This is a genomic window from Parendozoicomonas sp. 209JJ7-1 (assembly GCF_058147085.1).
Genome location: NZ_JBYVJU010000018.1, coordinates 1 through 23,684, shown reverse-complemented (window position 1 = coordinate 23,684; position 23,684 = coordinate 1). Strand labels below are relative to the sequence as shown.

Below are 23,684 nucleotides of genomic sequence, written 5' to 3'. Positions count from 1 at the left end.
CTGCGCATTGGCAGGTCTTTTTGTTTGGAAGGGGTATTCTTTTATCTGTTTACAACTTTGACCAGTTCAGGCCGCCGGCAATGCTATTAAAGACTATCTGAGCGGATTGCCTTGGGGCAATTACCCCTTCATTAATCCCTTGCCAGGCCGCCCAGGTCAGGTTGTCGATGGCCAGTTCCGCCCATTCGTCGGGAACTTCTTTTGAAATAAAGCTTTCCTGCTTGAGTTCTCTGATCAGGATCTTGAAATTTTTTCTTTGGGCTTTATAGGAATTGCTCAGGTCTTCATCATGGAGGGAAAGGCGCTCCCGATGCAGAAAGTGAAAGCGATCGGCAATGGGAATCATGGCTTCCAGGATAAGCAGCAGTTTCTGGCTCGCACATTGCCTGTCAGAGTCATACCATATCTTGTTTACGGCGATTTCCGTTTCCTGCATGGCCATAATGCTTAGCTCTTTCATCAGTGCTTCCCGGGAAGGGAAATAGCGATGCAGAGTCGTACGGCCAACACCGGATGCCTGGGCAATCTCAGCCATGGTGGTGTTGGTGTCCTGGGCCAGGAGGCGGAGAGAGCTGTCCAGTAGTCTGTTAAGAGTCGACTGACGTTTTTTACCGAGCATTAATGAAGAAATTCAAGTTTATATTTGAAACTTAAGTGTTCCATTCTGGTGCTTGAGATGTCAAGTTTGTGTAAAAAACTCAAGAGCACTTTTTGTGTTAAATTTCCTTGCCAAAATGCCTGTGAGACATTAATGTCTCAAAAAAATGATAAAAAACTATAGATATAAAAATTGTCGAGGAGAGAAGCGTGGAATATTCAATGTTGGATATTGCTCAGAGCTGGGAGGCTTGGGCAGGATTTATCGTCATCATTATATCGGCGGTTGTTCTGACTTATGAGATGGCCTGGAAGCTTTGGAATAAGTGCTTTGAAGGTGCTGAAATTGTTGATATTGTCAACAGCGCCATTTCCTACTTTGCATATCTCGGTGCGGGAATTCTTTATTACGCCGTAATCCTGGTGACCTATTACTGGATTTATAATAATGGATTCACGCTGTTCACCATTGAGAATACCTTAATTGCGTTCTGTGTCTGCTTCTTTTTGGCGGATTTCGCATACTACTGGGAGCATCGTCTGGCTCATGAAATCAACATGTTTTGGGCGACGCATACCGTACACCACAGCTCGCCCTTCTTTAATATTGCTGTAGCCTTCCGTTTTGGTCCTCTGGATGGCCTGGTGGCCTTCCTGTTCCATATTCCTCTGGTTCTGCTGGGCTTCCACCCGATCTTCGTTATCGTGGTTGAGAACCTGCACCAGCTCTACCAGACCCTGCTGCATACTGAACGTGTTGGCAAGCTCGGGCCCCTGGAGAAAATCTTTAACACGCCTTCTCACCACCGTGTACACCATGGCTCCGATGAGAAATACCTGGATAAAAATTATGGCAGTGTTCTGATTCTGTGGGACAAGATGTTCGGTACTTTCGCTGAGGAAGAAGAACGTCCGACTTACGGTATTGTTAAGCCCATTAATAACAATAACCCCATTACTGTTTTCTTCCACGGCTTTCAGCGTCTGGGTGAGCAGGTCCTGTCCTCAAAGAGTTTAGGGGATGTGTTAGGATACCTGTTCCGCAAGCCAGGCTGGGAACCGGAGCATGTGGCTAAACTTGAGCCTGTAGCCGTGAAAGCTGAAAAATAATACGACAGATACGCTAAGAAAAAATAAACAGGTGATTTATGTTTAGAAAGTCAATGATGTTGTTGGGAGCACTGTCCCTCACCATGCTGGTTGCTGTTGGTTTTTACTACACCTTTGGTAGTGCTGGTGGGGAAGGTGGTGAAGTTACAGAGGCAGGCACAACGACCCCTCTGATTATTGACGTTGAGAATATTCGCAGTGATCACGGTGTTATTTATGGTGCAATCTATTCCGAGGCAGGTGCGTTTGACGCCTTTGATCTGGAAAATGCCGATGCTGTTTTTGAAATGACTCCAAAGAAAGGCAAGGCGACTTCTTCTGTTAATCTGCCTGCCGGTAATTATGCCATTGTTGTATTCCACGATGAGAACGGCAACCAGGACTTTGATATGGTTGATGGTATTCCGAAGGAAGGTTATGCCTACTCTAACGGTGCCGGCATTGATGATATTGCTGCTTTCAGTGATGCGGAGTTCACCCTGGGTGATTCTGCCATGACCGAAAAGCTCTCTCTGGTTTATTACTAAGCCGGTAATCAGTGAATAATGATTTCGCCGGGACATTTTAATAATGTTCCGGCGACTGATAATTCATCAGAATATATAAAGACAAATCTTCTAAAAATAAAGCTTTTAAACAATAAAAAAGCTTTTAAAAAATAAAATTTCAGGAGTCATCACGGTGAGCCGTATTCTGGTCATCTCTGCCAGTCAGCAGAAAGTATCCCAAAGCCGCAAGGTTTCTGAATTTATCCTGCAGCAGCTGATGGATAAAGGTGTTGATGCGGACATTCTCGACCTGGGTCAGACAGTTCTGCCCCTGTGGGATGGTGAAGGCGCGGACGATGAGGCTGCCATGGATGGGATTCGCAAGCAGCTGAATGAAGCGACAGGTTTTGTCTTTGTTGTTCCCGAGTGGAATGGTATGGCTCCTCCGGCGCTGAAGAATCTGCTGATCTGGTTTGGCGCCGCGCAGTTCGGTCATAAGCCTGCTCTGCTGTGCGCTGTTTCTGCTGGCCTGGGTGGCGCTTTTGTGATTTCAGAACTCCGTGGTACCAGCTACAAGAACAGCCGTATCTGCTACCTGCCGGAGCATCTGATTATCCGTGATGTGGAAAATGTTCTGAATGGTGAGAAGTCCGCTGATCATCCTTCCGAGCCTTTCTACCTGGAACGTATCGAGTTTGCCCTGAAAGACCTGCTGGCTTATGACGAAGCTTTGTCCGGTCTGCGCCCTGCTGCGCTTGAACGTATGAAGAATGGTTTTGCGAATGGCATTTCCTGAGCAGAATTAAACCCCAACTACTTTGCTGTCGAAATACACATGTAACCCATATTGCCGACTGCCTGAAGGGAAAATATGCGATAGCGATTGCAAGGCACTTTAAAGGAAACCATCGCAGTTTTTCAGATGAGTGTTTTTGGGCAAGAGGATATTTTGTCAGTACAGTCGGTCTTGATGAAGAGCTAGCTTTAGAGCCGCGCCCCTGGGCGCGAAAAGCCCTTTAAGAGCGTCGTCTGATAAGCCTCCGGCTTTGTCGGAGGTCAGTTAACTGTAAGTAGTGAAACCATCTCGACAGATAGGGCGTATCCTTCTATTCCTCCCGGCTTCTCCTGAGTGTATGAAGATTCAGGAGGTATTTGTTCTGTTTTTTTGTTGACTTTGGGCACTATGTCTCTGGCAATCCAAGAATTTTTCTCTGCAACTTATGGTCGGCTGCCTCTGGCCCTGTTTCTGGTAGGGGTAAATGGTGATGTTGTCTGTACCAACCGCTGTGCTGAACAGCTGCTGGGTGACAGTTCCGACAGGCTGGTCGGCCAGGGTGTGAACGCTCTTTTCAAGACAGAATTATTTTTACCCTTGGAAAAGGAGGACATAATCCGCCTCTGTGAAATATCAGAAAGCATGTCCGTGTCTTCTATAAACCCGGGAAGGAGTCCCGTGAAACTTTCCTGTATGTCTGTGATCGTAGAGGAACGACTGTATTATCTGGTCAGCTTGAAAGAGGACTCCCCATTACAGGCTGATTCTACAGACAAGAATTCCCAGCTGGCTTTTGCCCTGAATGAAGCCTGTGATGGTCTGTGGGACTGGAATGCATTGACGGATGAAGTATTTTTCAGTCCGAAACTGGATTGTATGCTGGGGTTTCAGCCGGGGGAGCGCTCTCCCTGTTTTTCCAGTTGGTTTGATCTTATTCACAGCGATGACCGGGATCAGGTTATGACGGCCTTGCAGCAGCATATGGCTGGGGAGAAGGAATTTTATGAAGCCGAATACAGAATACAGACCAGGCAGGGAGAATGGAAAAAGGTCAGGGATAAAGGTCGTATCTGTGCCTGGACGGAAAATGGTGAACCTGCCAGAGCTGTAGGGATGCTGGCGGATATAACAGTTTACCGGAATCTGGAAAACGAACTGCGTCTTACCAGGGATCGCTTTGCTGATTTTGCCCTGAGTGGTTCGGACTGGTTCTGGGAAACTGACGATAAATGTAAAGTGACGTTTGTCTCTCCCCAGTTCTCCCTGCAGACAGGTATCAGTCTTGATGAGGTCAAAGGTCGGTCACTGATTAACTTACTGGAGAAAGCCGGGCAGGACAGTGCAGCCCTGGCCATGAAAAATGGCCTTCCTGTACGGGATATTCGACTCCCCATGGGGAAAAAGGGCTTCTGGGTTGCTCTCAGTGGCCGACCGTTCAGAAGTCGGCAGGGGGAGCTGATAGGATATCGTGGTATCGGTGAGAATATCCATGATCAAATTATGCTGGAACGTATGATCCAGGCCTATCAGCAGAATGCCAAGATCATGATTGAGCGGGCACCGGTGGGTATTGCCCTGATAGAGGACAATGGTGAGTTTTTTGAAGTGAACGAGGCGTTTCTGAAGATCCTGCGGGCAGACAGAAATAACTTGAAAGAAAAGTATCGGGAGGCGCGCCAGCTTAGCCGTCCTGATAAAACTGTATTTCAGTCCGATGAAAGCCTGAGTTATGAAATGGTGCTGGAAACCCTGGATGGTCCCCGCTTTTACTCTGTACTGAAATACTGGCTGCTCCGCGCCGATGAGAAAACCAAAGTGCTGGTGAATATGGTGATGGATATCACCTATACTCGGCAGCAGGAGGTTGAGCAGAAAAAAATCGAGACGGTACTCAATAATATTGCCGAGGGCATTCTTATTACCGATGCCGACCACAGGATTATCAGTGCCAACCATTCTATCCTTGAAACAACCGGATACTCCCTGGATGAACTGGTGGGAAATACGCCGGGCATATTCAGTTCCGGGAGGCATGACCGGGCTTTTTATCAGGAACTCTGGAACGAAGTTCATCATCTGGGCAAGTGGCGTGGGGACCTGTGGAACCGTTGCCGTAATGGTTCAATCCTTCGCCAGCATGTGTCTATTCAGGCCATAGTGATTAATGGGCAGGTGCAGCACTATCTGGGCATTTATTCATCGGCACTGCAGGTGGGGAGTCGTCGGGATGCGGAAATGTTTGCCCGGCAGAATGATCCGCTAACAGGTCTGCCAAACCGGCACCTGTTTCAGGACAGGTTGCAGATGGCCTGTCTGCGTGCCCGGCACAGGCGACACTCTCTGGATATAACCCTGATTCGCATGACAAACCTGGCGGAACTGAATGAAGAGTATGGCCATGGTGCCGGGGACCAGATCCTGAAGCGAATTGCTTTTCTTCTGGAGGAGTCCCTTTCCCCTGAAGATACCATAGCCCGAAGCTGTCTGGATGAATTTATGATTATTCGGGAGAAGGGACTGGAAAAAGAAACCCGGAACCTGGTGGGCAAAGCCCTTGGTCAGCCCATTGTGTTAAGTGACGGAAACAGAATTCAGCCCTCATATTGTCTTTACTCAGCCCGTTACCCTGATGAGGGGGCGAATGCCCAGCGTTTGCTGCGTCATCTGAGAAAACAAGCCGAGTAAATTGATTTAGTGCAGAGGCCAGTTAATGGCCGATGGCAGATACTCTTCCATAAAATCCATAAACACCCGGGCGGCCCTGGGTAGTTGACGCTGTACAGGTATCACCGCATCAAAACTGCCTTTATGCATCTGCCACTCTGGCAGGACAGGTACCAGCAAACCCTGCTCGCATAGTGGACCGGCCATCAGGGCCGGCAGCTCACCAATACCCATTCCCGCAAGCAGCGCGTCCTGAACCTGGGAGTAACAGTCAAACACTGTGTCATCGGGGGGAAGAATGCGGGAGGAAGTGTTCTGGTCCCGGCTCTCAAACTGCCATATGCCCGGCTTACAGCTATTGCCGTAGAGAATGCAATCGTACTGGAGAAGGTCTTCCGGATGTTCCAGATGGGCGATCTGCTCCCGATAAGAGGGGGCAGTTACCAGCTGGTGATGAAAGTTCATCAGGGTGCGGGTCAGGGAGCGGTGATCATCGGGGGGCTCCGTACAGAACATAATATCTGTGCTTCCGGTATTCACCTCCCCGGCAGACCCCTGTGAGCTGATACGCAGGCTGATATCCGGGTAGTGCCTGCGAAAACGCTGAAGCAAGGGAAGAAACAGATAACGGCTGTAACCGGGCGGCAGAATAATACGTACGACACCGGACGGCAGGTCCCGGCGGTTGGTCAGCGAGCTTTCTGCATCTTTCAGGGTAGAGATAGCACTGACACAACTGTCATACAGGTCTTCACCGCTGAGTGTGAGCTGCATTTTTCGAGTAGTGCGCTCCAGCAGCCGGGTATCCAGCTGTTTTTCCAGAGCCTGAATACGGCGGCTGATGGTTGATACCGGAAGGTCAAGGGCCCGGGATGCGGCAGATAAGCTGCCGGTTTCCGCTACACGGATAAATAGATCTACTGCGTTTAAGTCCATGGTTAGACCCTACCGAAATTCAGGCGGGAATGGGCTGGTTATTATTCCATTTCTGCAAAAAAGTTTTGCGTTTTTGAGTGTTTAAAACCAAAGTCTCTTCGCTATTCTTCCCTAACCCGTTTTGAATCCAGTAAACTTTACTGCTGAGTATTTCACTTAAGCTCTTTATGGACGCCTTTCACTGCAGACTATGACCTTAATTTTTCGGCCGACAGTCGGGTACAATATTCCTGCCGCTTATATCACAGGAAAGGGTGATGGTTTTAGATGCTGGAACAGTATAGGGATTGTAATTGACAGACCAGATGGTTTCAGGTTCCCCTGGTAAACCATCGGCTTTGTCTTTGGTCAGCTTTATTTCCTGATAGTAACTCTGAAGCCAGGTTTCGCCACTCCAAATACCCTTCTTAAACGAAGGTACAGTGTTTATAGTGAGTGTAGAGGAATCCTGTAGTGGTGGAAAATTTAACCCGATGGTTATACTCGGTATATTGGAGAAGAGCTTGCCCAGGCAGTAGCCCGTATGAAACGTGGCCTGGGAATGTGCTGGAATAACACAGCTGGAGCCCAAAAAGACGTGACAGCTACCCAGAAAAGCTGAGCAGTTTTGATCAGCTTCGAACTTACAGGAACCTGTGGCTGAAGAAAGTGTGAGAGGGTTAATGCTCGCATTTTCCACAACAATGTTCAGATAATTGCAGAACCCAAATCCAAATCCAAGTCCACCATAACCTGAACTGGCAGCAGTGACCATAGTACTTAAAGTCAGAGCCTGTGAAAGGATGCGGAACCTCATGAGTTATCCTCACGGGTGAAGAGGGCATGAGTATAGATCTGTTTATCTGTGATTTCAGAAGATGTCTGGCACGGGAAAGTCAAAATATAATGTAAGGTATGAAGCAGGTAACTTTATTCCTGGATCGTATCAGATTCTTAGCAGAATTGTTCTAAGAAACAGCGCCCTCACTCTGCCGGTTCATAAATGAAGCCGTAGCAGGTGCCAGTCCAATATTATCATCCACCTGATGGCCAATAATTCTGACAATCATGACCATAAGTGCAAGATGGTGTGTCAGATGGCTTGAGGCAAAACAGAGTTCCCGTGCCAGAGTGGATGTCATAGTGACACTGGCAGTGGAAGAAAGCAGGATTTCTGTTTTTATTGTTACAGGAAGGTTCAGAGTCTCAGGGGAGAGAGCAGACAACCAGTTCCATAGAGTCTGCAGCTCTACAAGCCCGGCCTCTTTTTCCGTTTCCAGAGGCAGCCCTCTGCGCCGCATATCATAATTAACCAGGCCCTGAGTTGCTGGGTTAATCATAACCTGATAAAGATCCAGAATATGACGCAGATGCTGGCCAATCGAGCTGGGAAATAACCGGCTGTCGGTACGCTGATAATCTTCCTGGCTTACACCCTGAATAAAGTCCATCAGTTGCTCAATCGTTTCAAGATTGCCTTTAAGAATAGTATTGAAATCAGAGTGCATGGAGGGATTCTTCCTTGTCAGAAATCTTGTGAGTTGGTGCCGATAATGCTTTGCGGCTGTATAGCCAGAAGCAGGGTGCCAGACATGCCGCCAGCCAGTAAATGGTCTGCAGAGCATTGACTGGATTGGCCGTATTGAGCAGAGCCAGAGCGATCAGGCCAAAGAACACGGTAATACCCAGTTGGGAAAAATAACTTTTTAACAGCAGGTAGCGATGGGGTGAGGATTTATCAGCCCGGTCAAAGAAAACTTTATTAAACGACAGCCGAAACAGACTGGTTAGAAAGGCAATAACAACAATCAGGGTGTACTGCATGGCAGTATTGTCATGTATATCCAATAGACCCCTTAACAGCCAGGACACGCTATAGAGAACAACAGAGATACGAAATACAGCTATGGCCGGACTATTATCGATCACCCGTTTTACCAGCCAGAACAGCACCGCCAGAATAATGGTCAGTACCACGACCATGGAGCCAAGATTTATCAGGCTTTGCTGGTTAATAAAGTACAGGGAAAGGGTCCAGAAATAACTTTCCAGAAACAGGAACAGGCCATCCAGTATAAACACACTTCTTGAACGAAAGTTATCCCGGAATTTCAGAATATCTTTAAAGGGAACAGCTTTGGCTGACAGTGCAGAACCAAGCTCATTTATACTCTGTCGTGTATAAGTCTGACTCAACCCAAGAAAACTCACGATTAACGTTAGAGCTATCAACAGACTGTTATCCTGGCCGTCCAGTAGAAATGCGCCAGCCATAATGCCAATCTTTAACAGTATTGCCACCAGAATCTGGAAGTTACCAAAATGATTGCCGGAGTTATGGCTGGCGGAGAGGTTTTTAAATAACACCCGCTGGGACATCCAGTAAAAGCAGCCATACAGCCCGTTGAAAACCGACAGAACTATTAATCCGCCAGTTGTTTCCGGCTGCTGTAAAAGTACAATCACCAGCAGGGCTTCCAGAATAAAAGAACCCCGCACTGCCCAGAGAGAAAAACGGCTTGCCCGCAGCTGTTCCCAGAATGTCAGGGCCAACAGATAGGTAAAGCCGGAGAGGGCAATCACGCCGGCAATCACCGCCAGAGAATGTCCCTCACGCCAGAGCAGGGTTGGCAGAAAGAACGGCAGCAACCCCATCAGAAAAGCATGGAAGCCTGAGAAACGGTAAAAGTAACGAATGCCGGAAAGCTGTGAAAACCACGCAAGCCTTGCAAAAAGAGCCATCAGAAAATATCGGTCTGGGCTATGTTCAGTTTATCCAGCTCAGCAAAGCAGGGGGAAAGGTCTTCTTTTTCGCCGTATCTTGGGTAGTCATGCATTTTCACGTAGGGGCGTGAATTCACTTCCAGCAGAATGCATTTCTGGTCTTTATGACTGTGTTCAATCCCTTTCTCCATAATCACATCAATACCCAGGATATTGGCACCGAAAACATTCAGGGTCTTTTCCATCAGGGCGATATTGTCTGCCGCCACTTTATGTTGGGGAATGGTTTCAATCACGCCACCGGGAGCCAGGGCAATACGGTGGAAGAGTTTGACCTGTTGTCCTTCGGGTAAAACGGAATCCAGGGTGAGGTTCTGTTTTGCCAGAAATCCCCTGGTTTGTTCATTTTTCTGGAGTGGATACATGCATTCCAGCAGTCCCATCCTTTTTCGGATTTTATTTTCTGCATCAATCAGTGTAACGATGGAGTCTGTGCCATTGCCGGTGACAAAGGGGGCATAACGTTGAATAACTGAGACAACCCGGCCATTGGCAACCAGTACCCGGTAATTTTTGCCTTCGAGATATTGTTCAACGACACTGGTCGGCCACCAGATTTTTGCCAGGAATATGGCTTTCCACAGTTCCCGAAAATTTTTGATAGGGAAATAACTGCCCCTGGAAAAACCGCCAACATCCGGTTTGACTACTAGGGGAAAGCCATGCTCTTTGGCAAACCTGTGGGCCTTTAACGGATTAAGAAAAATGGTGCCCCTGGCATGGGGAATATCATTGGCGGCAAAGGCATCCCGAGCCTGGGCCTTTGAACGGCAGCTTTTCCTCACTTCCAGGGAGTTATAGCTGGTGCAGCCATTCATAAAAGTTTTACTGATATAGCCGTACAGGGTTTGTTTGAATACTTTCACAGGGCCACTTCCTCTTTCCCGGTCAGTTGAGCTCTCTTCCGGAGGAACAGTTTGCGGAAGAAGATGGATTTGTTTTTCTGGTGAGCCGGTAGGGACCGGGTAATGCGGGCCAGTTCCCGGGCCAGGGAATAAATAAGCCGCAGCCTTTGAACTATGGTGATGTTGTTGCAGAGCAATACCAGGGGCATGGGCAGGAACAGGTTAATTTCAAAAACCTTGAAATTACCAGCAAGTAACTGTTCCAGGTTGTCGGCCCGAATACCAAAGCGGGACATTTTGAACGGACCTGCTGTTTTCAGGTGTTCCCAGAGTTGCTGAATCTGTTGTTTACTAAATTCCGGGGTAATATCCCGGTAGTGGGTATGGCTGTTGTATATGCCGTTGACCGGAAATTCATCATCGCTGGTGTTCATCACTTCCGTTACAGAGAGAACGCTGAACTGGTCCGGTGATGTTTCAGACTGAATCAGGTAAACCTCAAACTCCCGTCGTCCGCTCGCGCCTTCCTGCATCAGGTAGGGCACATCCATGTCGGTTCGTTCAGTCCTGGCCTGCTGCAGTTCAGCGTTGTTATCCACACGGATAATACCGGCGGAGTTCTGGCCCCATTCAGGCTTTAAAAAAACCGGAAAGTGATTCGGTTGAATAACACCATTATCTCTGCTTTGTTTTAAGCGCCAGCGGACAGGAATACGCTGATCCATATCCAACTTGGAAAACAGGCCTTTGTCGTCATTAAAGTGATCAGCATTAATCTGGAAAAATTTCCAGGGTCCGGTACGCCGTAACAGGCAGTGCCATATATACATGGCCACAAGAAGAATGCGGGTCATCATGGGAATACTTCCGGTCTTTCTTATTGCAGGGCTGGAGTGCAGTCCAATCAGGACTGCACTGCTGCAGGACTCTGCGTTTTATCTTTCAGAAGGCTGTAATTGGCGGCGGCCATAATCAGGCCAAGCACCAGAATGGATACGGCCGCGTAAAACAGGGAACCGCCGTCGCTTTTTCCTCCGTGAAGTACGACAATGCCCAAGGGGGTGGCGAGGTGGAAAAATACCGCACCGGTCATAACTCCTGCCGCTGCCAGGCCACCAAGGGCGTGGAACAGGCTCTGGTCGGGGAACAGGGTTTTTCCTGCCAGCTTTTCAATCAGGAATAACAGAGCCGGAATAATCAGAAAAATACTCACCAGCAGTTCGGCAATACCAACAGCGAAAGCGCCGTAACTGATAAACCAGCTGCCAATACCATCCCCCAGAACCCCTTTCATCCACTCGCCAATGGTGCCAAAGATATGCTGGGTGTCCGGATGCCCGGTAAATTTGTAGGGCAGGGAAAAGAGAAAGACCTTGGTAATCCAGGCTACGACTACCCAACTGAATATATGAATTAACTGCTTTTTCATTCTGTGTTCTTCTGTTCAGGAAAGTGGCTGCATTTGCAGCTCGCCTTAGTGCTTCTATTTGTTATATACGTTGTTTTCGGGCTTTGGATTCACTGAATAACAGAGGGCCAGTTCTTGTCGCCCTGTTCGATAAAAGCGCTTTTATCTTTCAGCCACTCAGTTTTTACGGCGGTGTTGTAATTCAGATAGAGCTTGCCGTTTTCGATATCCCATTGCTGCGGATCGGCACTGGCGGTTTTTCCATGGGCCACAGCCCATGCACAGTAGCCACCGTACTGGGGAGCGTATTTTTCCGGGTTCTGCTGGAACAGGGCCAGGTTCTCAGCACTCTTGAAGTACCAGGCGGCATTCATGTACTCGGTAGTGAATTTACTGCTGCCTTTCACCGGTTTGCCTTCGGTAAAGTAGGCGACGGTATCGTAGCCACTTACGGCCTTATTGCTGAAATAGCCGGTATAAATCGCATCTTCAGCAAAGGCAGGGCTTGTCTGAAAAGAGAGAATAAGAGCCAGAAAGCTGGCAAAGGCCATAAGTTGGTGTTTGACGATTTTCATTGTTTTCATCCTTATTAGCTGTCTGTTTATTGTTCGTTAAACAGAAATCATGGGCTGTGATAGTTATTACGTTCTTTTTAGCGAAACAGATTCATGGGAAGTGGGTCAGACGTGTGTTCTGACATAAATATCCACTCCGAATTCGACTTTAGTGATCAGTGTATGTGCGTATATCTTCAGATCACATTTGTGTAGTATTTACAAAATACAATAACTAACCTTCTGATTAAAGAAGTAAAAATCCGGGCACCATGAAGGCAGATAAAGGAAAAGAAACAATCAGCAGGCTGTCGGGTGTTTTAGCGTTAATTATACTTTGTGGCGTAGTGTCACAGTTGATTTTTCGCGTGCTGGATGTGTTTGCCCCGCCTCTTCCTGAAGCGTCTGTTCAGGCCTCTGCAGGGGTTCACTCTTCAGCCCCTACATACAATATCCTCAGCATCCAGAATGCGAAGCTGTTTGGTGCTGAAGATGTGCAGAGTCCCCCCCAGGTGGTGGCACAGACCACCCTTGATATTACCGTTGATGGTCTGATTGGCAGCGACGAGCCGGGGAAGTCCCTGGTGTTCCTGACCCTGGACGGCCTGCAGCGGGCCTATCGGGAAGGGGAGAATATTAATAATGACGAAGATATTGTTCTTGAGTCGGTCAGCACTGATCAGGTGATAATCCGTTATCTCGGACAGTTGCAGCAGGTACCTTATGAAGGCCGGGATATCGTGCTTCGGGGTATTAAGGTCAATACCACAGCTGAGTCAGAACAGGTAATGGCCAGTTCCGACCGGCTGAATGCTATCCGACAGTCACTGCAGACCAACCCGGCGCTGCTGGACCGTTATGTATACGGCGCTCCTTTTCAGAAAAATGGTGAGCTGGTGGGATTCCAGGTACAGCCCGGCAGTGATGTAACCCTGTTTAAAGAGCTGGGCTTTAAGGCCAATGATATTCTGCTCAGTGTAAATGATATGCTGCTGTTCTCCAGCGACAGCCTTCCCGAACTGACCCGTATTCTCTCCAGTGCTGATGAAGTGGAACTGGAGATAGAGCGGTCCGGAAAAGTGATTCGCAAGACCATAAGTTTTAAAGCCGCAACTGATGTCAGACGGCTCTGAGAGCGTGGCTTCTAATGAATTAGGCAGCCAGAAGAACAAATAAACTACTCAAGCTGTTGTCGTGATGAAAATATTGAAATACAAATCAGGCTTTTCCCCATCGCTGATCGCAGCCTCGGCTTTTGGCATTGCTAAAGCGGCATTGATCAAAGTCGGCCTGTCTGCTGTACTGCTGGCGCTGCCTGTCTCTTCCCAGGCCGGACGTTACTCCGTGGATATCCAGGATATTGATATCCGTGAGTTTGCCGGCATGGTCAGCAAGTTGACCGGGAATACCTATATACTGGATCAGCGCCTGACCGGAAAACTGAATATTCGCAGCCAGAAGCAGCTCAGTGATGATGAGCTGATGAATCTGTTTGTGACGGAGCTGAAGCTGAAAGGTTTTGCCCTGGTGGCCATCAGTAACGACACTTGGAAGGTGGTTCCCGGCCAGAGCGCCCGTCTGAACGCCAATGCGATTTACGGCAACCGTAATCCCGATGATGTCCCCTTTGATCAGCTGGTAACCCGGATTATCCATCTTGAGCACGTGAGCGCTGCCCAGATGGTGCCGGTACTTCGCCCGTTGATTAACAAAAAAACCGGTTACCTGTTCTCATATCCTCCCAGCAACTCCCTGATTATTGTGGATGGCCAGGGCAATACCAGCCATATCGCCGATATGGCGGCCATGCTGGATAAGCGGGGTGGTAAAGAGGTGGAGCTGATCTGCCTGAATAATGCCGATGCCGATGATATCGCGTCTTCTCTTTCCAAACTGATGTCCGACGCCGCCCGTAAGAACGGTAATCCGGCTGTTGCGCCGGTGTTTGTACCTGATCGCCGTACCAACTGTCTTCTGGTAAGAGGCAGCGCAGAAACCCTGACCCGTGTCCGCAATATTGTTGCCCAGCTGGATAATGAAATTGGTCGTGACAGCCGTGTCCGGGTTTTCTATTTGAAATATGCCAAAGCGGATTCTGTACTGAAAGTGCTCCAGGGAATTGCCAAGGGTGTGAAGGCTAAGAAAGAGGGTGGCAAACCGGAAGAGGTGCGTATTGAAGCCCATTCGGAAAATAATGCCCTGATACTGAGTGGTCCCAATGAGCAGATTCAGCATCTCGGCCAGGTGATTACCCAGCTGGATATTCGCCGTGCTCAAGTGCATGTAGAAGCGGTGATTGTGGAACTGGGTGATGAAACTGCCCGTGAACTGGGTGTTCAGTGGCTGTTTGGCAAGAAGAATTTCCCAGTGGCTGGTACCGGCTTTAACAGTAATAATGCCCCTTCAGCCTTTAATCTGGCGGCCAATATTGCCGCGGGTAATACCGGTGATGCCGCCAATGCTCTGGGTGGCGCGAAAGGCCTGCTGGCTGGCCTTGGCCATATCTCCAAAAACGGCACCAGCCTGGGTGTGCTGATTAATGCCCTGCAGGCGGATGCCAACAGCAATGTTCTGTCCACCCCTTCTTTAATGGTGCTGGATAATGAAGAAGCCTCCATTCTTGTGGGTAACAATATTCCCGTAGTTACCGGTTCCGTAACCGGTGATAACAACAGTAATCCCTTTACCACGGTGAAACGTGAAGATGTGGGCGTAAAGCTGAAGGTCACCCCCCAGATAAATGAAGGAGATACCATTCGCCTGAATATCTTCCAGGAAGTCTCAGCTCTGGCTCCTTCAACCGGAGCGCGGGATGTGGTAACCACAAAGCGGGAAATCAAGACCACCATCCAGGTAAACGATGGCGACACAATTATCCTCGGCGGTCTGACCAGCGAAGATCTGACTGAAGTGGAAAATAAGGTACCATTACTGGGTGATATCCCCGTATTGGGCAAGCTGTTTACCTCCCGGGATGTCAGCAAGAAGAAACGTCATCTGGCGGTGTTCCTGAAGCCTACGGTGATCCGTACCCAGGATGATGTCCGTGCCTTTACCGGTAACAAGTACAGCTATATCCGTGCCCGTCAGTTGCTGGAACGTAAGGACGGTATCTTCCTGCTGCCGGATGAACAGCGCCCTCTTTTGCCAGAGGCAGGTATTGTGCCGGATACCAGCACAGCTCCTGGCAGAGGTGCAGCTCCCAGTACTGATACAGATTCTAGCCAGAACTGAGGTCTTCGTTATGACAGGAAGACTCTCCTACCGTTACGCATCCCGCCATGGGGTGCTGGTGCAGTCCGATGAGGGGAATCCCAGGATTGTCTGTCACTCCGGCTCCGCTCCTGTAGCACTGGCGGAGCTGCAGCGCAGCCTGGTGGGCAGCTTTGAGGCGGCTCCTGTGCTGGAAATGGTGTCTGAAGATGAATTCTCAGGGCTGCTAACTGCCGAGTACGAACAGGGCAATCCCAGCAGTGAACTATTGGCGGAAAATGTTCATGGTGCCATAGATCTGGCTTCCCTGGTGGACACATTGCCGGAAACCGAAGACCTGATGGATTCTGAAGATGATGCCCCTGTCGTACAGCTGATTAACGCGGTACTGCGGGAAGCCATTAAGCGCCAGTCGTCTGATATTCATATTGAGACCTATGAAAAGCGTGCCCGTGTCCGCCTGCGGGTGGATGGCGTGCTGCAGGAGGTGCTGGACCTTCGCCGGGAGCTGGCACCGCTGCTGGTCTCCCGTATCAAGGTTATGGCCCAGTTGGATATCGCGGAAAAGCGGGTGCCCCAGGATGGTCGTCTGTCCCTGAAACTGGGTGGACGGGAAGTGGATGTGCGTGTCTCGACCCTGCCATCCCGTTACTGTGAGCGGGTGGTGATGCGTCTGCTGGATAAGGGCAATGCCTCCGTTGATATTAATCGTCTGGGCATGCCCGAAGTGATTAAAGGCCGTTTTCTTGAAGGCCTGTCCCACCCCAACGGCATTATTCTGGTGACCGGTCCTACCGGTTCCGGTAAAACCACCACTCTTTACTCTGCTCTTTCCCGGTTAAATGATCAGGAACGCAATATTCTGACCGTGGAAGACCCGGTGGAATATGCCATAGAAGGCATTGGCCAGACCCAGGTGAATAGCAAAGTGGATATGAGCTTTGCCAAGGGGCTGCGGGCCATTCTCCGTCAGGACCCGGATGTGGTGATGGTGGGGGAAATTCGGGATAAGGAAACCGCGGATATTGCTATCCAGGCCAGTCTGACCGGCCACCTTGTACTTTCCACTCTCCATACCAACAGTGCTGCGGCAACCGTGACTCGCATGCTGGATATGGGGATTGAGCCTTTTCTGCTGGCGTCTACGTTGCGGGTGATACTGGCCCAGCGTCTGGTACGGAAACTGTGTGAACACTGTCGTGAGGAAACTATCCTCGATCATGCCCACGCCATGGGTATTGATGAGGGCATGACCGGTGCCACCATATATGCGGCAAAAGGCTGTGATGAATGTAATCATACCGGCTACCAGGGGCGATTCGGTCTGTTTGAGCTTTTGGAAGTGAACCGTGAGATGGCTGACCTGATCAGTGATGGCGGTTCAGAAAGCCAGCTGCAGGATTGCCAGCATAAGCAGAATACCCTGTTGGTTGAGCAAGGCCGTGACGCAGTACTTGCGGGGCTGACCACGGTGGATGAAGTCCTGCGTGTGACGAGGGCCGGGGAGTGATTGTTTACGAGTACAGCGCCCGGAATACCGCTGGCCGTAAAGTCACCGGTGTTATAGAGGCGGACTCCGCCAGTATCGCCCGGCAACAACTTCGGGACAAAGGGCTGTTTCCCGAAAGTCTGAGTCAGGAGAAAGACCGAAAGAACGGTCAGAGCCAGCTGCGGGGTTTAAGTCACAGAGAGCTGCTGCTGTTTACCCGTCAGCTGTCCAGCCTGATTCAATCCGGCCTTCCCCTGGAAGAAGCTCTGCGCACATCGGCGGAATACGCCACCAGTAAACGGATGAAGATGGTGCTGTCGTCTGTACGGGCGCAGCTGGCCCAGGGTTTTTCCCTGTCTGTCAGTCTGGCCAGCCATCGTCGTTCATTTGATGAGCTCTACTGCGCCATGGTGGCGGCCGGTGAACAGTCCGGCCAGTTGGGACCAGTGCTGGAAAATCTGGCGGATTACCAGGAGCAGTCCCATGCCCGAATGCAGAAGATTCGCGGAGCCATGGTTTACCCAGTGGTACTGACCCTGGTGAGTATTGCTGTTGTCACCAGTCTGATGGTGTGGGTGGTGCCGAAGATTACCCAGCAGTTTGACCGTGTAGGCCAGTCCTTGCCGGCCCTGACGGAAGCGATGATTGCCATCAGTGAATTCCTGCGGGGATATGGGTTTGTGCTGTTAGGGCTGATCGTGGGTAGCGTGTTCTTATGGCGCTGGTTGATGAGAAAGCCCGATATTCGTATGGCCCGGGATAGCTGGATACTGAAAATGCCGGTATTGGGGCAGTTGATTAACAGTGTGGAGTGCGCCCGGCTTTGCCGCACTTTAGGAATGCTGCTGGCCAGTGGTGTGCCTTTACTGGACGCCCTGACCTGCGCCCGTCCCATGGTGCAGAACCGCAGGCTTGGTACGGCTCTGGAGGCCGCTGCTTTAAAGGTGCGTGGTGGTGATTCACTGGGCCGGGCCCTGGGGGAGAGCGGTATCTTCCCGCCATTGATTGTTCATATGATAAAAAGCGGGGAAGCGGCCAGTGAACTGGATGGCATGCTGCTGCGCTGCGCCGATCAGCAGGACCGGGAAGTGGAGTCTGCTATTACCGTGGGCATGAACCTGTTTGAACCACTGTTGATTGTGACCATGGGTGGGGTGGTGCTGACCATTGTGATGTCGATACTGCTGCCCATCCTGGAACTGAATAACCTGACAGCTTTATAAGACATAAGCCCTGATATTTTTGTGCAGGGTTTACGGGGGATAAAACAATGAAAGAGACATATTCAAAACGTCGTGTAAAAGGCTTTACCCTGCTGGAGCTGATGGTGGTGATGATGATACTCGGCCTTTTGGCCGCTGTTGTTGCCCCCAATATTCTGGAGAACCAGGAAGTGGCCATGGTGCAGAAAGCCAAAACTGATATCGCCACTCTTGAGCAGGCACTGGAACTCTATAAGGCTGATAACTTCCGCTATCCCACCACAGACCAGGGCCTTGAAGCTCTGGTGGTCAAGCCGGAATCCGGACCCCAGCCCAAAAACTACAAAAAAAATGGTTACATCAAGCGTCTGCCGACAGATCCCTGGGGTAATCCTTACCAGTACCTGGCTCCGGGTGCGAATGGCGATATCGATATTTTCTCCCTGGGTGCTAACGGCGAGGCTGAAGGTGAAGGGACTGATGCTGATATCGGTAACTGGGATCTGGGTTAAGGTTTTCCCGTGAAAGGAAAGACGTCGGGTTTCAGTTATATCGAACTGCTGGTGGTCGTTGCGGTGTCTGCCCTGATGGTTACTGTCGTACGGCTATCCACCAGCAATGAAAACCACCTGCGCCAGCAGGGAGAGCGCATTCTGGCTCTGCAGAATGAACTGGTTGACCTGGCCATTTTCGATGGCAAGCCCGTTGTGATGGAATTTAAAGGCAATAGCTATAGCTTTTCCCAGAAAAACGGTGGCCAGTGGCTGCAGGTCGATAACAAGCCGTTTAAAGCCAGAACGCTGGAAGAGCCGGTCTGGCTGGCTGCCCGTGGCAGCTGCGGCAATGGCCCGAAGCAGAACCTTGAACCCGTACGGGTACTGATTCTACCGGATGGCCAGCGGACGCCCTTTGAACTGGATTTATGCGATGGAAGCTCTGTACTGATACTCACAGGAACACTCACCGATGCGGTGCTTGAAGCAGCCCAGGACAAATAAGTTGTCAGCATCTCAACAGCAATCCGGCATGACCCTGCTGGAAGTGCTGGTGGCCATGTTTATTCTGGCCGTGGTGTCCGTGGCGGGTTTGAATCTGCTCTCTTCCGGTACCGCCAACCTGCTACATCGGGAACAGGCCATGCTGGCGGGTATCGTTGCAAGTAACACCTTGGTGGATATGCGTTTAAAGGGCAACCGTTCATCCTCTGGGGAATACAAGGGCACTGCCGTGCAGGGCGGGCAGGAATATGCCTGGCGTATGATTGTGTCCCGTACCCTGAGTCAGGACTTCCTGCAGGCCGAGGTTTTTGTTTATGAAGAAGGGGAGTCAGAAAATCACCTGATTTCCCTTGTTGCACTGGTGCCCGGGCGATGACGGGAAAAAGAATAAGCCGAAAAAGTCAGGGTTTTACCCTGCTTGAGCTGTTGCTTGCGGTGGCCATATTTGCCCTGGTTGGACTGGCGGCGGCCACTGCGCTGTCCTCTGTGCTGGATGGCCGTGAACATTACCAGAATCGGACAGAAAACCTGGACAGGGTAGAGCTGGTACTGACCCTGCTGGAAAAGGATTTTGCCCAGTTGGCCACGGTAAAACTGCGGGACCGTGATGGTGAAACCCTTGATAGTGTCTGGCGTTTCTCCGATCCGGATCAGCAGATTGAATGGCTGGCCCACAATATCTGGGCACCGGAGATAAAAGCTGATGCACCTTCGTTAAGCCGGGTAGTGTGGTCTTGGGATGATAATAAGCTGAGCCGTTCTACAAAATCTCTGAGAAATCCGGATGCTTTCAAAGAAGACGTGGATACCCTGCTGGAGGTCGAAGATCTGGAATGGGGTTTTTATCACCGTGATAACTGGCTCGCCTATCCTCCAGTGGATGACGGGCTTCCCGAAGCTATTGCCCTGACGGTGCAGGTAGAAGGTCTTGGTCGGATAACCCGTCGTTTCCTGTTGCCAGCGGTTGTTCCCTCTCAAGAAGGCAGTGGTTACCAGCAGCTTGATGATGAGGGGGAACCATGAAAAAGCAAAAAGGCGTAGCCCTGCTTTCTGTGGTGTTAATTACCGCCATTATGGTGTTTTCCCTAGCCCTGTTTGGTGAACGCCTGCAAAAGGATGCACGACGGCAGCAGAATGCCCGGCTCTATACTCAGGCTTGGTGGTATGCTGATTCTGCCGAGCAGATTGTGGCTTACTCCCTGAAACGTCTGGTCCGGGAGAAAACCACCAATCTAGGTCAGCCCTGGGCCAAACAGGAGCAGGTATATCCGATTGACGGGGGAACGGTAGACGGCAAGCTGAAGGATATGCGGGCTTGTTTCAATATTAATGGTCTGTTGTCGGATACCAAGCCGGGCAAGATTGATAACCTGGCCGTTGAACAGTTTCGGGCTCTGTTGAGCAATCTGAAGCTGGAAGAACTGAATAATGATCTTGTGGTCAGCCGGGTAGTGGACTGGCTTGATGGGGATTTTGAACTGGTCAGTGCCGATGGTGGCGAAGATCAGGATTACCAGTCAGACAACGCAGGTTTTTATACTGCCAATACCTCTTTGGCCAGTCTGGATGAAGTGCTGCAGACGGGTGCTTTAAGCCGGGATCAGTTAAATAAGTTATCTCCTTTTCTGTGCGCGCTTCCGGTTAATGGGCGAATAGTCAATATTAATACTCTGGATAAAGAGCAGGCTCCGTTATTGGCCGCTTTGTTTTTTAACCGGATAAATGTCTCGGAAGCCGGAGATATTCTGACAAACCGTCCGGATAATGGTTTTGCCGGGCTGAATGATATTTATGAACTGCCGGTGATGCGCAGTGCCGGATTTTCCCAAGAACAGGAGAAGTTTCTGGGTAAACAGCTGGTGGTAAAAAGCGATGCTTTTGAAGCCACTATTAATGTCCATTTCCATGGACTGAATATGCAGTTGAACAGTTTTTTTGTAATCAAAAATAACAAAATACACCGGGTACAGCGAATTCTCGGAGAGACCTGAGACTATGACCAGACAATTGTTTCTCCTGTTACAGGCCGGGCAGAACGAAGTGACCTGGCAGTTGCACAAAAATGACAGTGGCGGATCGCTCGTTACCCAGGGAACCTCGGAATCCCTGCAGGCCCTGCTACTGCTAAAACCGGAATTTCGCCAGTATCAGACAACTGTCTTTGTTCCGGGTGAGCAAGTGGTCACTCTGAATGTGGAAGTGCCGCCGAAATGGTCCCGTGAGGTATTGGGCTGGGCTGTGGAAGAGCAGATTACCAGCTCTCCGGAAGAAGTGTTTATATGCGCTCTTGGGCGTAGAAGCAGTAACGGGCTGGTTCCTGTTGCCGTGGTTGACCGACAGGTTATGGGTCAGTGGCAAGCTGTGCTTCAGGAAAGCGATCTGAAGGTTGCGTCATTGTTGCCGGATTATCTGGCAGTGCCATTACTGCCTGAAAAAGCCCAGGCCTTTTGTGCCGATGGTCGGGCCATAATTCGTTCAGGGGAGCTGACCGGTGCGGCACTGCCTGAAAGCTGGCTGGAACAGTGGGTCATTCTTTCTGAACAGCAGGAGATGCCGGTTTATAAATCCCGTGACGGGCAATCGGTACTGGGGCAGCTGGCAGAGTTGGGTAAAGAGTTGAGTAAAGAGCTGTGTAAAGACCAGGGGTTGCCCCAGGCTACGCTGCTCCAGGATGAGTTCCGTCTGGCCCGTTCCGGCGGCCGGTTGAAATCTTTTATTCCTGCCCTGTCCATGGTTGCCGCCGCCATTGTGTTGCAGGTTGGTCTGTTTACCTGGGACAGTATTCAGCTGATTAATCATAAACAGCAGCTGGATCAGGAAATATCCCAGGTTTTTCAACAAGTGATGGGCAAAAATTCCCGACAGGTGAAGCCGGTTCACCAGATGCGCAGTCGCTTGGTGGAACTGGAAGCCGATGGTCGTTCATCCCTGATGGTGCAACTGGATCAGTTAATTCGTATCTGGCCGGAACAGGGCGTAGTGTTATCGTCTATGGAATCAGGTATTGATCGTCTGCAGGTTACCGTTGAAGTCCAGGATCAGGTCTGGGGGGAATTCAAGCAGGCGCTGTCTGGCTACAAGCCGGTAACAATACAACAAGTGTCTGCCATAGCCGGTGAAAATGGTGGTCAGCTGGTGGCTCTGGAGGTGGGCGGATGAATATCGGTCAAATACAGCAGCAGCTTTTGCAGAAGTGGCAGGGCCTTGCCCCAAGAGAGCAGAAACTGCTGCTGGTGGGCGTGCCCGCAGCCATTATCCTGATTCTCTGGTTGAGTATTCGAGGACTGATTGGCTGGCAGGAACAGCTGCGTCACAAGGTGGATACCCGTGCTGTTCAGTTGGTAGAGCTGAAACAGCTGGCAACGTCTATACAGGCAGCCGGTGGCAGCCAGCCACGGGGTGTAAACAGGCTGATTGAAAAGCGCGGCAATGAACTGGGCATCTGGGATGAGAATTCATCCTGGCAGGCCGACGGCAGTGTTGCGGTATTGGATGATCGGTCGTTCACTTCATTGCTCAGTTTCCTGGATACCCTGGAGCGTGATGGTGTGCAGGCAGAGTCCCTGAAACTGGACCGCACGGCTCCCGGACGGGTCTCGGGTAATATTCTGTTTGCCGGAGATGAGCAATGAAAGCGATAAAGCCTGTTTTGCTCTGGGGAGCGGCCGCTCTTGCTTTGATTCTTATCTGGCTGGTGGCTCTGCTTCCCGCCCAGTTGGCGTACCGGTTTGTGCCGGAATCTCTGCAAAGTCAGCTGCCGGTTACCGCCAGCGCGGTGAGGGGTAGCGTGTGGGAAGGGCACCTGGTTCAGCCGGTTATTAATAATATTGCTCTTGATACTCTGGAATGGGATCTGGCGTTCTGGTCCCTGCCTGCCCTGTCTCCGGAATTGGCATTTACCGCCAAAGGTCTGAGATCAGAAATCACCGGTGATATTCGTATCGAAGAGCGGAACCAGCTGGTTCTGAATGATGTGAGTGGTGATGGGGATCTTAAAGGGCTGGTATCGGTCTTTCTGCCTCAAATACCACTTCAGCTACAGGCGGCTGCCGGTATGGAAGGGGGGGTTGCTCTGACTATTGAGCAGGCAAAACTGACTCCGCAAGGGTGCTCTGAACTGGATGGGCAGTTATTGCTGAAGGATGTACAGATTCCTTTCTGGCCGGAGCCTGTTGGTTTTGTGGCTGAACTGTCGTGTAGTGGCCAGGCACTGGTAGCAAAGATAACCGATACTGGTTCCCTTTCCCTGAAGGCCCATTTGAGAATTCAGCCGAACGGGCGTTTCAAGCTTAGTGGTACACTCTCTCCCGCAAACAAAGAACAGGCGATTCTGCTGAAATTTGCCGGGCTAAAGCAGCGTAATGGGCGATTTGAGATTCTGGCTCAGGGGTAAACCGTTGTTCCCGGATTATGGGTTAGAATGACAGGGCAGCCATTGTCGTGTGGAAAGTAAGAGAGCTGTCCTCTACGGAGATAATTGCCGCAAGTCGTTTTTTCTATCTTGACCTGTCGCTGAATATCTATACAATGCGCTCCTCGTTGTCAGGGCAGGTCGATGAAAAGTCACCGACCAGGATCGCTGACAACATTGTTGAGATGCTCTTCGTTGAAGGCTAACCGATTGATTTTCAAGAAGTTAACG

At 50.3% G+C, this 23,684-nt stretch carries 25 protein-coding genes and 1 pseudogene; 17 read left to right on the top strand and 9 right to left on the bottom strand.

Annotation, left to right across the window (positions count from 1 at the left end; all coding sequences use genetic code 11):
* Positions 1–49: 49 nt before the first annotated feature.
* The gene (locus ACY2RQ_RS16425) at positions 50–619 is read right to left on the bottom strand and encodes a TetR/AcrR family transcriptional regulator (RefSeq protein ID WP_490114078.1); all 570 of its coding nucleotides are present in this window, start codon (positions 617–619) and stop codon (positions 50–52) included.
* 200 nt (positions 620–819) lie between these two features.
* Between ACY2RQ_RS16425 and ACY2RQ_RS16420 the strand changes: the two genes are divergently transcribed.
* The 5 genes and pseudogenes from ACY2RQ_RS16420 (at position 820) to ACY2RQ_RS16400 (ending at position 5,655) form a co-directional block, all read left to right on the top strand.
* Positions 820–1,707, top strand: coding sequence for a sterol desaturase family protein (locus tag ACY2RQ_RS16420; protein WP_490114077.1), 888 nt, complete (start codon positions 820–822; stop codon positions 1,705–1,707).
* Between the two features lie 38 nt (positions 1,708–1,745).
* Complete coding sequence (locus tag ACY2RQ_RS16415) at positions 1,746–2,234, top strand: DUF2141 domain-containing protein (RefSeq protein WP_490114076.1); 489 nt, start codon at positions 1,746–1,748, stop codon at positions 2,232–2,234.
* A 154-nt stretch (positions 2,235–2,388) separates the two neighbouring features.
* Positions 2,389–2,991 (top strand): NADPH-dependent FMN reductase, encoded by a 603-nt coding sequence (locus ACY2RQ_RS16410; RefSeq protein ID WP_490114075.1) that lies wholly within the window; start codon positions 2,389–2,391, stop codon positions 2,989–2,991.
* A gap of 41 nt (positions 2,992–3,032) precedes the next feature.
* A pseudogene (locus tag ACY2RQ_RS16405) lies at positions 3,033–3,176 on the top strand (transposase); the annotation flags it as partial.
* Between the two features lie 202 nt (positions 3,177–3,378).
* On the top strand, positions 3,379–5,655 hold the full coding sequence (locus ACY2RQ_RS16400; RefSeq protein WP_490114074.1) for a PAS domain S-box protein: 2,277 nt from the start codon (positions 3,379–3,381) through the stop codon (positions 5,653–5,655).
* 6 nt (positions 5,656–5,661) lie between these two features.
* Here ACY2RQ_RS16400 and ACY2RQ_RS16395 read toward each other — a convergent pair whose 3' ends face one another.
* The 8 genes from ACY2RQ_RS16395 to ACY2RQ_RS16360 all read right to left on the bottom strand — a co-directional run bounded on the left by ACY2RQ_RS16395 (position 5,662) and on the right by ACY2RQ_RS16360 (position 12,161).
* On the bottom strand, positions 5,662–6,570 hold the full coding sequence (locus ACY2RQ_RS16395; protein ID WP_490114073.1) for a LysR family transcriptional regulator: 909 nt from the start codon (positions 6,568–6,570) through the stop codon (positions 5,662–5,664).
* Positions 6,571–6,766: 196 nt separating this feature from the next.
* Positions 6,767–7,324: a hypothetical protein gene (locus tag ACY2RQ_RS16390; RefSeq protein WP_490114072.1), complete on the bottom strand. Its 558-nt coding sequence runs from the start codon at positions 7,322–7,324 to the stop codon at positions 6,767–6,769.
* A gap of 193 nt (positions 7,325–7,517) precedes the next feature.
* Positions 7,518–8,057, bottom strand: coding sequence for a DinB family protein (locus ACY2RQ_RS16385; protein WP_490114071.1), 540 nt, complete (start codon positions 8,055–8,057; stop codon positions 7,518–7,520).
* Positions 8,047–9,291 carry a hypothetical protein gene (locus ACY2RQ_RS16380; protein WP_490114070.1) on the bottom strand — a complete coding sequence of 415 codons (1,245 nt, stop codon included), beginning with the start codon at positions 9,289–9,291 and terminating at the stop codon, positions 8,047–8,049. Before ACY2RQ_RS16380 ends, ACY2RQ_RS16385 begins: the two co-directional genes overlap by 11 nt.
* Positions 9,291–10,199 (bottom strand): cyanophycin synthetase, encoded by a 909-nt coding sequence (locus ACY2RQ_RS16375; protein WP_490114069.1) that lies wholly within the window; start codon positions 10,197–10,199, stop codon positions 9,291–9,293. Before ACY2RQ_RS16375 ends, ACY2RQ_RS16380 begins: the two co-directional genes overlap by 1 nt.
* Complete coding sequence (locus tag ACY2RQ_RS16370) at positions 10,196–11,035, bottom strand: D-alanine--D-alanine ligase family protein (RefSeq protein WP_490114068.1); 840 nt, start codon at positions 11,033–11,035, stop codon at positions 10,196–10,198. Before ACY2RQ_RS16370 ends, ACY2RQ_RS16375 begins: the two co-directional genes overlap by 4 nt.
* 47 nt (positions 11,036–11,082) lie before the next feature.
* Positions 11,083–11,607: a hypothetical protein gene (locus ACY2RQ_RS16365; RefSeq protein WP_490114067.1), complete on the bottom strand. Its 525-nt coding sequence runs from the start codon at positions 11,605–11,607 to the stop codon at positions 11,083–11,085.
* 89 nt (positions 11,608–11,696) lie between these two features.
* Positions 11,697–12,161 (bottom strand): YHS domain-containing (seleno)protein, encoded by a 465-nt coding sequence (locus tag ACY2RQ_RS16360; RefSeq protein ID WP_490114066.1) that lies wholly within the window; start codon positions 12,159–12,161, stop codon positions 11,697–11,699.
* Between the two features lie 251 nt (positions 12,162–12,412).
* On the opposite strand from ACY2RQ_RS16360, the gene gspC reads away from it, so the two are divergent.
* The 12 genes from gspC to ACY2RQ_RS16300 all read left to right on the top strand — a co-directional run bounded on the left by gspC (position 12,413) and on the right by ACY2RQ_RS16300 (position 23,435).
* Positions 12,413–13,273 (top strand): type II secretion system protein GspC, encoded by an 861-nt coding sequence (gene gspC / locus ACY2RQ_RS16355; protein WP_490114065.1) that lies wholly within the window; start codon positions 12,413–12,415, stop codon positions 13,271–13,273.
* Between the two features lie 64 nt (positions 13,274–13,337).
* A complete protein-coding gene (gene gspD / locus ACY2RQ_RS16350) occupies positions 13,338–15,374 on the top strand; it encodes a type II secretion system secretin GspD (protein ID WP_490114064.1) in 2,037 nt (678 codons plus the stop codon).
* Positions 15,375–15,384: 10 nt separating this feature from the next.
* Entirely contained in the window at positions 15,385–16,863 is a 1,479-nt protein-coding gene (gene gspE, locus ACY2RQ_RS16345; RefSeq protein WP_490114063.1) for a type II secretion system ATPase GspE, read from the top strand.
* Positions 16,860–18,065 carry a type II secretion system inner membrane protein GspF gene (gspF, locus tag ACY2RQ_RS16340; RefSeq protein WP_490114062.1) on the top strand — a complete coding sequence of 402 codons (1,206 nt, stop codon included), beginning with the start codon at positions 16,860–16,862 and terminating at the stop codon, positions 18,063–18,065. Before gspE ends, gspF begins: the two co-directional genes overlap by 4 nt.
* A gap of 47 nt (positions 18,066–18,112) precedes the next feature.
* Positions 18,113–18,556, top strand: coding sequence for a type II secretion system major pseudopilin GspG (gene gspG / locus ACY2RQ_RS16335; RefSeq protein WP_490114061.1), 444 nt, complete (start codon positions 18,113–18,115; stop codon positions 18,554–18,556).
* Between the two features lie 9 nt (positions 18,557–18,565).
* A complete protein-coding gene (locus tag ACY2RQ_RS16330; RefSeq protein ID WP_490114060.1) occupies positions 18,566–19,042 on the top strand; it encodes a hypothetical protein in 477 nt (158 codons plus the stop codon).
* Position 19,043: 1 nt separating this feature from the next.
* Positions 19,044–19,418 (top strand): type II secretion system minor pseudopilin GspI, encoded by a 375-nt coding sequence (gspI, locus tag ACY2RQ_RS16325; protein ID WP_490114059.1) that lies wholly within the window; start codon positions 19,044–19,046, stop codon positions 19,416–19,418.
* Positions 19,415–20,065 carry a type II secretion system minor pseudopilin GspJ gene (gene gspJ / locus ACY2RQ_RS16320; RefSeq protein ID WP_490114058.1) on the top strand — a complete coding sequence of 217 codons (651 nt, stop codon included), beginning with the start codon at positions 19,415–19,417 and terminating at the stop codon, positions 20,063–20,065. The genes gspI and gspJ overlap by 4 nt, the downstream gene beginning before the upstream one ends.
* Complete coding sequence (gspK, locus tag ACY2RQ_RS16315; protein WP_490114057.1) at positions 20,062–21,033, top strand: type II secretion system minor pseudopilin GspK; 972 nt, start codon at positions 20,062–20,064, stop codon at positions 21,031–21,033. Before gspJ ends, gspK begins: the two co-directional genes overlap by 4 nt.
* Before the next feature lie 4 nt (positions 21,034–21,037).
* The gene (gene gspL / locus ACY2RQ_RS16310) at positions 21,038–22,201 is read left to right on the top strand and encodes a type II secretion system protein GspL (RefSeq protein WP_490114056.1); all 1,164 of its coding nucleotides are present in this window, start codon (positions 21,038–21,040) and stop codon (positions 22,199–22,201) included.
* The gene (locus ACY2RQ_RS16305) at positions 22,198–22,674 is read left to right on the top strand and encodes a type II secretion system protein M (protein ID WP_490114055.1); all 477 of its coding nucleotides are present in this window, start codon (positions 22,198–22,200) and stop codon (positions 22,672–22,674) included. Before gspL ends, ACY2RQ_RS16305 begins: the two co-directional genes overlap by 4 nt.
* Entirely contained in the window at positions 22,671–23,435 is a 765-nt protein-coding gene (locus ACY2RQ_RS16300; protein ID WP_490114054.1) for a type II secretion system protein N, read from the top strand. Before ACY2RQ_RS16305 ends, ACY2RQ_RS16300 begins: the two co-directional genes overlap by 4 nt.
* The last annotated feature ends 249 nt before the right edge of the window (positions 23,436–23,684 follow it).